This is a genomic window from Bradyrhizobium sp. 159, assembly GCF_023073795.1.
GTDB lineage: Bacteria > Pseudomonadota > Alphaproteobacteria > Rhizobiales > Xanthobacteraceae > Bradyrhizobium.
Map to the genome: position 1 here is coordinate 1 of NZ_JADPKE010000051.1, position 10,000 is coordinate 10,000.

At 64.9% G+C, this 10,000-nt stretch carries 10 protein-coding genes and 1 pseudogene (1 of these 11 cut by a window edge); 8 read left to right on the forward strand and 3 right to left on the reverse strand.

Annotated elements, in window-relative coordinates; all coding sequences use genetic code 11:
* Positions 1-45: 45 nt before the first annotated feature.
* Positions 46-588 carry a methylated-DNA--[protein]-cysteine S-methyltransferase gene (locus IVA96_RS13530; RefSeq protein ID WP_247276773.1) on the reverse strand — a complete coding sequence of 181 codons (543 nt, stop codon included), beginning with the start codon at positions 586-588 and terminating at the stop codon, positions 46-48.
* A gap of 135 nt (positions 589-723) precedes the next feature.
* Between IVA96_RS13530 and IVA96_RS13535 the strand changes: the two are divergent.
* Both IVA96_RS13535 and IVA96_RS13540 read left to right on the forward strand, forming a co-directional pair.
* A pseudogene (locus tag IVA96_RS13535) lies at positions 724-1,541 on the forward strand (alpha/beta hydrolase).
* Between the two features lie 2 nt (positions 1,542-1,543).
* Positions 1,544-2,356, forward strand: a complete 813-nt coding sequence (locus tag IVA96_RS13540) for an alpha/beta hydrolase (protein ID WP_247276774.1) — start codon at positions 1,544-1,546, stop codon at positions 2,354-2,356.
* A gap of 49 nt (positions 2,357-2,405) precedes the next feature.
* On the opposite strand, the gene IVA96_RS13545 is transcribed toward IVA96_RS13540, so the two are convergent.
* On the reverse strand, positions 2,406-2,861 hold the full coding sequence (locus IVA96_RS13545) for a carboxymuconolactone decarboxylase family protein (protein ID WP_247417850.1): 456 nt from the start codon (positions 2,859-2,861) through the stop codon (positions 2,406-2,408).
* A 100-nt stretch (positions 2,862-2,961) separates the two neighbouring features.
* Between IVA96_RS13545 and IVA96_RS13550 the strand changes: the two genes are divergently transcribed.
* The 6 genes from IVA96_RS13550 (at position 2,962) to IVA96_RS13575 (ending at position 9,722) form a co-directional block, all read left to right on the forward strand.
* Positions 2,962-3,819 (forward strand): sigma-70 family RNA polymerase sigma factor, encoded by an 858-nt coding sequence (locus IVA96_RS13550; protein ID WP_247276775.1) that lies wholly within the window; start codon positions 2,962-2,964, stop codon positions 3,817-3,819.
* 84 nt (positions 3,820-3,903) lie between these two features.
* On the forward strand, positions 3,904-5,160 hold the full coding sequence (locus IVA96_RS13555) for a M20/M25/M40 family metallo-hydrolase (protein ID WP_247276776.1): 1,257 nt from the start codon (positions 3,904-3,906) through the stop codon (positions 5,158-5,160).
* 195 nt (positions 5,161-5,355) lie between these two features.
* The gene (locus IVA96_RS13560; protein WP_247276777.1) at positions 5,356-6,033 is read left to right on the forward strand and encodes a GntR family transcriptional regulator; all 678 of its coding nucleotides are present in this window, start codon (positions 5,356-5,358) and stop codon (positions 6,031-6,033) included.
* 140 nt (positions 6,034-6,173) lie between these two features.
* Positions 6,174-6,974: a phytanoyl-CoA dioxygenase family protein gene (locus IVA96_RS13565; RefSeq protein ID WP_247276778.1), complete on the forward strand. Its 801-nt coding sequence runs from the start codon at positions 6,174-6,176 to the stop codon at positions 6,972-6,974.
* A 167-nt stretch (positions 6,975-7,141) separates the two neighbouring features.
* Positions 7,142-8,455 carry a Gfo/Idh/MocA family oxidoreductase gene (locus tag IVA96_RS13570; protein WP_247276779.1) on the forward strand — a complete coding sequence of 438 codons (1,314 nt, stop codon included), beginning with the start codon at positions 7,142-7,144 and terminating at the stop codon, positions 8,453-8,455.
* A 178-nt stretch (positions 8,456-8,633) separates the two neighbouring features.
* A complete protein-coding gene (locus IVA96_RS13575; protein ID WP_247276780.1) occupies positions 8,634-9,722 on the forward strand; it encodes an ABC transporter substrate-binding protein in 1,089 nt (362 codons plus the stop codon).
* A gap of 240 nt (positions 9,723-9,962) precedes the next feature.
* Here the strand turns inward: IVA96_RS13575 and IVA96_RS13580 are convergent, their stop codons facing one another.
* Positions 9,963-10,000: the 3' end of a hypothetical protein gene (locus IVA96_RS13580; protein WP_247276781.1), read on the reverse strand. Its footprint extends 550 nt past the window's final position; 38 of the gene's 588 nt are visible here — the last part of the coding sequence; the start codon falls outside the window, past its right edge — the gene reads right to left on this strand; the stop codon is at positions 9,963-9,965.

The following is a 10,000-nucleotide window of genomic DNA, read 5'->3' on the forward strand; positions in this document are numbered from 1 at the left end:
GGGGTGCCACCCCCCCTCCGGCCCCCCTCCGGGGGGTGGCACCCCTCAATCAAACAGACTCGGCGTGTGGTTCACCAGCGCGCCTTCGATCTCGAGCATCTTCAGCTTCGTCACCACGCCGCCATTCGCCGAGAAGCCGCCGGGTTTGTTGCCGGCCGCGAGCACGCGATGGCAGGGCACGACGATCGGGCACGGATTGCGGCCGAGCGCCTGGCCGACGTCGCGCGACAGTTCGACGCCGCCGAGCCGCTTGGCGATGTCGCCATAGGTCATGGTCTTGCCCGGTGGGATGGTGCGGGCGATATCGTAGACGCCGCGGTTGAACTCGGGCACGCCGTCGAGGTCGAGCGGGATGTCGGTGAGATTATCGGGCTCGCCGGCGAGCAGTTTGACGATGCGATCGATCGCCTGTTGCACCTCGGCGGTGGGCTCGCCTTCGGTCGCCTCGGCATGACGCTGATGGATACGGGTGCGGATCTTTTGCTCGCCGCCCATCGGCAGTTGCGTGCCATTGATGCCGCGCGGGCCCCAGGCGATGGCGCACAGGCCGATCCTGGTGTCGAACAGGGCAAAATGCTGGTCAGTCATGGCTTGGTTCCTGGCTGCGTCCTTGTCGCATGCCCGATTGTGTTGTCCGCTCGAATTTAGGCTTGGAAATAGTTGCGATCCACCCGGTTTCCGGGAATCTTGCACAGAGTTCCTTTTCCTTCGCGCGAGCCCAGAATGCAAAGCCTCCACGTCAACGGATACGACATGCCCTATCTCGACGTGGGCGAAGCCAAGGGCGGCCCGCCGCTGGTCTGCGTGCACGGCTCGCTGAACGACTTCCGCGTCTGGGGTTGCGTGCTTGGCCCGTTGTCGCAGCGCCACCGGGTGATCGCTGTCAGCTTGAGGCACTTCTACCCGGCGCGCTGGGACGGCGTCGGGGACACTTATTCGATCGCCCAGCATGTCGATGACGTCATCGCCTTCGTCGAGAAGCTCGACCTCGGGCCGGTCGACCTGATGGGCCATTCCCGCGGCGGGCACATCTGCTTCCGCGTGGCGCAGCGGAGGCCGGATATGCTGCGGCGACTGATCCTCGCCGAGCCGGGCGGCGAGCTCGATGCGAGCCTCGATCCCGATTATGTCGGCGGCCCCTCGCCGCTGCTGGCGCGCTTTACAGCATCGGCCGAGAGGATCGCGGCCGGCGACGTCGACGGCGGCCTCGCCGTCTTCGTCGACGCGCTGGAGGGCCCCGGCACCTGGCCGCGGCTGCCGGCGACGGTGAAGCAAAATCTGCGCGACAACGCCATGACGCTGATCGGTCAGGTCGCGACAACCGCCCGCCGTTCTCGAAGGCGGATGCGGAGTCCATCAAAATGCCGACGCTGTTCATCCTGGGCGCGCGGACCAAGGGCCTGCTGCCAAAGGTGCTGCATGCGCTCGCGGCGCATGTGCCCTATTCGAAGAAGGCGATCATCCCGAACGCGACGCACCCGATGTTCGAGCAGGCGCCGCAAAAATACTCCGAAGTGGTCCTGGAGTTTCTGGCGAGCTGATCATGCAGACATTTCGCGTCAACGGTTACGACATGGCCTATCTCGAAGTCGGAGACGGTCCGCCGCTGGTCTGCGTGCACGGCACGTTAGGGGATTTCCGCACCTGGTATTCGGTGCTCGGACCGCTGTCGCGGCATCATCGCGTGATCTCGGTCAGCCTGCGGCACTTCTTTCCCGAGCATTGGGATGCCGTCGGCGACGACTACAAGATGGCCCAGCACGTCTTCGACGTGATCGCCTTCATCGAGCAGGTCAGGCCCGCACCGGTCGACCTGATGGGGCATTCGCGCGGCGGTCACATCGCCTTCCGCGTAGCGCAGATACGGCCTGATCTGTTGCGAAAACTGGTGTTGGCCGAGCCGGGCGGCGATCTCGATGCCAGCCTGCCGGTCCCCGCCGGCACGCCCGCGCATCCGCCGCTCGCCGCCCGTACGGCGCGCTCGGTCGAGATGATCCGCGCCGGTGACATCGAGGGCGCGCTGCAGAATTTTTACGACGGCATCGAAGGCGACGGCTCCTGGCGGCGCGTACCTGCGGCGGCCAAGCAGCAACTGCGCGACAACGCGATCACTTTCCTCGGCCAGATCAACGAGCAGCGCAAGCCCTACACGCTCGCCGATGCGCAGGCGATCAAGACGCCGACGCTGCTGATCGGCGGCGGCGCGACGACAGGAAGCCTGTCGGTGATGTGGCGCGTGCTCGCCGAGCACATCGCGGGCAGCAAGACGGCGGTGATTCCGAACGCCGGCCACTGGATGTTCGAACAGGCGCCGCTTGAGTTCGGCGAGGCGGTGAACAGATTCCTGGCGGAGTAGGAGCGCTCTTCGCCCCTCCCTGCGTCCGGGAGAGGCGAAGGAAGAGGCCTCACACCTTCCAAACGCCGACCGGCATCTTGATCGTCGCATTCAGCCGGTTCCAGACGTTGATCGTCGCGATCGCGAGGATCAGCGTTGCGAGCTCGCGCTCGTCAAAATGCTTGGCGGCCTCGTTCCAGATCGCATCAGGCACCGGATCTTCGCGATCGGCAAGGCGCGTGACCGCCTCGGTCAGCGCCAGCGCGGCGCGCTCGGCCTCGGTGAAATAGGGCGCTTCGCGCCAGGCGGACACGGCGAACAGGCGCTCGTCGGTCTCACCGAGCTTACGGGCGAGCTTCGGGTGCATATCGACGCAGACGCCGCAGCCATTGATCTGGCTGGCCCGCAGGTGCACCAGCTCCAGGAGCTTTTCCGGCAGACCCTGTTTGGTCAGGTTGCCAATGGATTGAAGGTGGTTCATGGCCTCAGGCAGGACCATCACCGTGTGATTCATGCGAGCGTGCATCATCTTGCGTCTCCGTCTGTTGAATTTCGAAGGTTCCGGTCACATCGGCCGGATTGGCCTCGTCATGGGCATGACGGATCGCGATGAGGGAATGTGACCGATGACCGAACAAAATTTTCTCAGCCACCAGTTCGAGGCCAACCGGGACCATTTGCGCGCCGTGGCCTACCGGATGCTGGGGTCCCGTGCTGAGGTCGACGATGCCGTGCAGGAGGCTTGGCTGCGGGTCAGCCGCTACGACATGTCCGATGTCGCGAACCTGCGCGGCTGGCTCACGACGGTGGTCGCGCGCATCTGCCTCGACATGCTGCGCGCACGGAAATCGCGCCGCGAGGATCCGATGGGCCCGCACGTGCCCGAGCCGATCGACGAGACGCGCGAGCGCGAGACGGAGATGGCCGATTCCGTCGGCGCCGCCCTGTTGGTCGTGCTGGAGACGTTGCAGCCGGCGGAGCGGCTCGCGTTCGTGCTGCATGACATGTTTGCCGTGCCCTTCGAGGAGATCGCGCCGATCGTCGGCCGCTCGGTCGAGGCCTCGCGGCAGCTCGCGAGTCGCGCCCGGCGGCGGGTGCAGGGCGCACCGGTGCCCGAGACCGACCTGTCGTACCAGCGCCGAATCGTCGATGCGTTCCTCAAGGCGTCGCGCGAAGGCGATTTCGAGGGCCTGCTGACCGTGCTCGATCCCGACGTCGTATTCCGCGCCGACCAAGCCGCGGTGCGGCTCGGCTCGCTGCCCGAGATTCGCGGCGCCGATGCGGTGGCGCAGCTCTACAAGGGCCGCGCCCAGGCCGCACGGACCGCGTTGGTCGACGGCGAGATCGGCGTCGCCGTCATCCTCGGTGGACATCTGCGCATCGCGCTTCGTGTTACCTTCAACGGCGACCGGATCGCGGGAATCGACGCGCTGGCCGATGCGGAGCGGATCGCGGCGCTCGATGTGGAGGTGCTTGAGCGCTAGCGAAACGTGGCATCCGGATTGCCTAGATGTTACGGTTCCGTCCGATCGTGCGGTGCCGCCGCTCGAAACGGGAAAGGACACCTCATGACATTCCGCCTCACTCCCTTGCTTGCTCTGTCGCTGCTCGGTCTCGCCGCCGGCGTCACGAGCGCGGTCGCGGCCGCCGACGAGAAGCTGAAAGCCGCGGCCGAGCAGGAGAAGGCGCCGCTGATCGAGACGCTGCGTGACATGGTGATGATCGAGAGTGGCAGCGGCGACGCCGAAGGCTTGAAGAAGATGGCCGATTTCACCGAAGCGCGCCTGAAGGCGCTTGGCGCCGTCACGGAGCGACGCAAGACCACCGCCGGCACAGGCGCCGATATGGTGATCGCCACGTTCAAGGGCTCGGGCACGCGAAACCTGATGCTGATCGCGCATATGGACACGGTCTATCAGCGCGGCGTCCTCGCCAGCGAGCCGTACCGCGTTGACGGCAACCGCATCTATGGCCCCGGCATCGCCGACGACAAGGGCGGCATCGCCGTGGTGCTGCATGCGCTCAAGATACTGAAGGATGCCGGCTGGCACGACTATGCCAGGCTCACCGTGTCGTTCAATCCAGACGAAGAGGTGGGGTCGATCGGGTCGGGCGAGATGATCGCGGAGCTCGCCGACCAGCACGACGTCGTGCTCTCCTGCGAGCCGACGGCGGCTTCGCCTCCGGCAAAGAACGACTCCTTGCTGCTGGGGGCGAGCGGCACCGCGACGGCGAAGATGGAGGTGAAAGGACGCGCTTCGCATGCCGGCGCTGCGCCCGATCTCGGCCGCAACGCGCTGATCGAGCTCGCCCATCAATTGCTGCAAACCAAAGACGTCGCCAAGTCGATCCCCGGCACGCAGCTCAACTGGACCACGGCGCAGGCCGGCACCGTACGCAACCAGATTCCGGAAAAGGCCGAGGCCGGCGCCGACATCCGCCTCACCATTCCCGATGGCATCGCCAAATTGCAGGCGGCGCTCGACGAGAAGGTGAAGGAGAAGCTCGTTCCCGACACCGAAACCAAGGTGACGATCACAGCGGGCCGCCCGCCCTTCGTCGCGAGCGGTCGCGGCCGCGCGCTGGCCGAGGTGGGACAGTCGATCTATGCCGAGATCGACCGCAAGCTCGACATCACCGAGATGACGGGAGGCGCCACCGATGCCGGCTACGCCAATCGCAGCGGCAAGGCGGTCGTGGTCGAGAGTTTCGGCCTCGCCGGCTTCGGCTATCATGCCCGCGACGAGTTCATCGACACCAACTCGATCGTGCCGCGGCTCTATCTGATGAGCCGGATGCTGATCGAGCAGGGCAAGATCAAGTAGGACGGCGCCGGGCCGGATCGTTTTCTCGAAAAACAACCCCATGCACAGTAGACGGCGCGAGCGATATCAATAGCTTAGCGCGTTTCGAAATGAGAGGCGGCCATCCTATGGTACCGCTTGACGCCCTCAGCCGCACCGCGTAGCTTCGAATACGGAATTCCGTATTCCGTTTTCAGGTGCCGCGGAGCTGCCGGCGTGATCCCTCTCGACCCACTCCCGAACTTGATCGACCAGGTCTATGCCCGGATCCTGGAGGCGATCTCCGACCGCACCCTGCCCCCTGGCCAGCGCATCCGGCAAAACGAGCTCGCCGACAGGCTCGGCGTGTCGCGCCAGCCGGTGTCGCACGCGCTGCATTTGTTGCACCGGCAGGGCCTCGTCGCCGAGAGCGGCAAGCGCGGCTTTGAGGTCACCCAGCTCGACCCGTCACGTATCCGCCAGCTTTACGAGGTGCGCGGCGCCATCGATGCACTCGCCGCCCGGCTTGCTGCCGAACGTGCAGGCACGGACGCGGCGGGTCGCGCGCGGCTGGAGGCGGCGCTTGCCGCCGGACGCCCCATCGACCGTAACACGACGCTGGCCGAACTCATCGGGCTCGACGTCGATTTTCATCGCGCGATCTACCAGATCGCCGGCAATCCCGTGATCGAGGAGACGATGGCGCCGCAATGGCCGCACATGCGCCGCTCGATGGCGACCGTGCTGTCCGAGCTCGACTATCGCGCCAGCGCCTGGGCGGAGCATGCCGATATCGCCAAGCACATTCTCGCGGGCGATGCGAACGCTGCCGAACGCGCGGCGCTGGCCCATGCGCAGACGGCGGGACGGATGACCGAAGAGAGATTGAGGGCGACGGAAGAGGTTGCGGCGTAACCACAAACGCCGTCATTCCGGGGCACGCGAAGTGTGAGCCCGGAATCTATTGAGCGGCAGAGATTGTGGATGAATGGATTCCGGGTTCGGTCCTGCGGACCGCCCCGCAATGACAACAATAAACAACAGGAGGACGACCCATGAAACTGTCTCAAGAGCAATTGGAGTTCTTCCACCGCGAGGGCTGGCTGTTCCTGCCCGAATTGTTCAGCCAGGAGGAGGTCGGTCTGCTCGCGCGAGAGGCGGTCGGCATCTATGACACCAACCGGCCGGAGGTCTGGCGCGAGAAGAGCGGTGCGCCGCGCACCGCCTTTGCCGCACATCTCTACAACGAGGCCTTCCGCATCCTGGGCGCACATCCGCGCATGATCGAGCCGGTCGAGCAGCTCTTCGGCGAACCGGTCTACATGCACCAGTTCAAGATCAACGCGAAATCGGCCTTCACCGGCGACGTCTGGCAGTGGCACCAGGATTACGGCACCTGGAAGCGCGACGACGGCATGCCGGAGCCGCGCGCGATGAACATCGCGATCTTCCTCGACGAGGTGATGCCGATCAACGGCCCCCTGATGCTGGTGCCGCGCAGCCAGAACGCCGGCGATCTCGAAGCCTCGCATGACCTCGCCACCACCTCCTATCCGCTGTGGACGCTGGACGAGGACACCGTGACACGCCTCGTCAAGCAGGGCGGCATCGTGGCGCCCACCGGCAAACCCGGCGGCATGCTGATGTTTCACGGCAATCTCGTGCACGGCTCGGCCGGCAACATCACGCCCTACCCGCGCAAAATCGTGTATTTGACGCTGAATGCGGTCTCGAACTACATCCGCACCCCGACGCGGCCGGACTACATCGCGCATCGCGATTTCACACCGATCAAGACGGTGGAGGACGACGCGCTGCTGCGGCTCGCGCGTGCGCCGCGGCAGGCGGCGGAGTAGGATGTAGGATGCTCTCATGCCCCGGACGCAGCGCAGCACGTCAGTGATGCGCTGCTGAGCCGGGGCCCACCGACACGGAATTCCCTTACACTGGGTCCCGGCTCTGCGGAGCAGCACTTCGTGCTGCTCCGCGTCGGGGACACGATCATTCCGCAGGACATATCCCCATGAACCTCTTCCGTCTCCTCCAGGCCCGCGCGTCCGCCGGCGAGCCGGTTCGTGTCGCGCTGATCGGCGCCGGAAAATTCGGCTCGATGTTTTTGGCGCAGGTGCCGCACACGCCGGGGCTGGAAGTGCCTGTCATCATCGACATCGATTGCGACCGCGCCCGCGAGGCGTGCCGCATCGTCGGCTGGGACTCGACGCGCATCGCCGCGACCACCTTCACCGATGACGGTGTGCGCGCTATTGCCGGCGGTGCGATGGACGTGGTGGTGGAGGCGACCGGAAATCCCGCCGCCGGCATCACGCATGCGCGCGCTGCGATTGCGGCGGGCAAGCATATCGTGATGGTCAATGTCGAAGCCGACGTGCTGGCGGGCCCCCTGCTCGCAGAGGAAGCGCGAAAAGCCGGCGTCGTCTATTCGCTCGCCTATGGCGACCAGCCGGCGCTGACGGCGGAGATGGTGGATTGGGCGCGGGCCACTGGCTTCCGCGTCGTTGCCGCCGGCAAGGGCACAAAATATCTGCCGGCCTATCATGACGTGACGCCTGATGGCGTCTGGCAGCATTACGGCCTCACTCCGGGCGAAGCGCAGTCGGCCGGCATGAATCCGCAGATGTTCAACTCCTTCCTCGACGGCACCAAATCGGCGATCGAGATGGCCGCGATCGCCAATGCCTGCGCCCTCGACGTGCCCGCGGACGGCCTGCTGTTTCCGCCCTGCGGCGTCGACGATCTGCCACATATCATGCGGCCGCGCTCACGCGGCGGCGTGCTGGAGCGAGCGGGCGTGGTGGAAGTGGTGTCCTCGCTCGAGCGCGACGGCCGGCCGGTGTTTCGCGACCTCCGCTGGGGCGTCTATGTCGTGCTGGAGGCACCGAACGATTATGCTGCCGATTGCTTCAGGCAATACGGCCTGAAGACCGACGCCAGCGGGCGCTTCGCGGCCATGTACAAGCCCTATCATCTGATCGGCCTCGAACTGAACATCTCGGTGCTGTCGGCGGCGCTGCGGAGCGAGCCGACCGGACAGGCCACAGGCTTCCGCGGCGACGTCGCGGCCGTGGCAAAACGCAATCTGCGCGCCGGCGAGATGCTGGATGGCGAAGGCGGCTACACGGTGTGGGGCAAGCTGGTGCCGGCGGCCGCGAGCTTGAAGGCCGACGCGCTGCCGATCGGTCTGGCGCATCGTGTGAAGCTGAAACATGACGTCGCGCATGGCGCGATGGTGCGCTGGAGCGACGTCGAGTTCGATGCGGGCAACGAGACGGTGAAGGCGCGCAAGGCCATGGAGGACGCGTTCGCAGCGCAGCATTGAGGGCGTCGCCGGCAGCGCAACCAAAGTGCGCTTGCTTTGCTGCGGCCCTTTCGTCATCCTGACCGCGATCCGGAATTCGAATTTCGGACGCCAAGAAACGTCGGCCACCGGCGAAGACAAAGCGACGTCAAGATCGCAATCCCCTCGTCGAGGACTCGACATCACAGGAGGGAAACGCATGGAACGTCGTAAATTCCTGACGGCGGGCGGGCTGGGCCTCGCCGCAAGCGCAGTCGCAGCGCCAGCTGTCGCGCAATCGATGCCCGAGGTGAAATGGCGCCTGGCGGCGAGTTGGCCGAAATCTCTGGATACGCTGTATGGCGGCTGCGAATATTTCTGCAAACGCGTCGCCGAGATCACCGACAATAAATTCCAGATCCAGCCCTTCGCCGCCGGCGAAATCGTGCCGGGCCTGCAAGTGCTCGACGCGGTCTCGAACGGTACGGTCGAGATCGGCAATACCGCACTGTATTATTACTGGGGCAAGAATCCCGCCTTCACCTTCGGCACATCGCTGCCATTCGGGCTCAACACGCGCCAGCACATCTCTTGGCTATTGTGGAACGGTGGTCAGGAGATGCTGAACGATCTCTTGAAGGAGCATAACGCGATCGGCGTGCCCACAGGTTCGACCGGCGCCCAGATGGGCGGCTGGTTTCGCAAGGAGATCAAGACCATCGATGATCTCAAGGGACTGAAATTCCGCGTCGGCGGGTTTGCCGGCACCATCATCTCGAAGCTCGGTGGCGTCCCGCAGCAGATCGCGGCAGGCGACATCTACCCCGCGCTCGAGAAGGGCACGATCGACGCGGCCGAATGGGTGGGCCCCTATGACGACGAGAAGCTCGGCTTCGTCAAGGTGGCGAAGTACTATTATTATCCGGGCTGGTGGGAAGGCACCGGCCAGGGCCACAACATCATGAATCTCGAGAAGTGGAATGCGCTGCCCAAGCATTATCAGGCGGCCATTTCGAGTGCATCGCTCGATACCTTCACCTGGGTGACCGGCAAGTACGATGCGGTCAACCCACCAGCACTCAAGCGGCTGCTCGTTGCCGGCGCCATCCTCAAGCCCTTCCCGCAAGAAGTGCTCGAGAGCTGTTATACGGCGGCCGGGGAGGTCTACGCCGACCTCGCCAAGAACAATCCGCATTTCGGCAAGATGTATGCGAGCCTCACCGCCTATCGCAGCGAGTCGCTGGCCTGGATGCAGGTCGCCGAGCTCAGCTTCGACAGCTTCATGATGCGGATGCGGACGCGGACGTAGCTGCATCGCGCTGCAAACAGCTAAAACGACGAAAGCCCCGGAGATGTTTCCGGGGCTTTTGCGTTTGTCCATCGACCCGACCAGTCACTGCGTCGTCCTCGACAAGCGAGCATAGCAAGTGCCGATCCAGGCCCATGACCGCAGAAGCAAATTTGCGGAGACTCGTGATTGCCAGTTCGCCCGACGACGACTTTTCGGTAATGAGTCCGGGCTTTCGCCAGGACGATGCAGGAAACTCGCTCAATTCTCGTCGTCACCGAGCGCGGCGACCAGCTTGT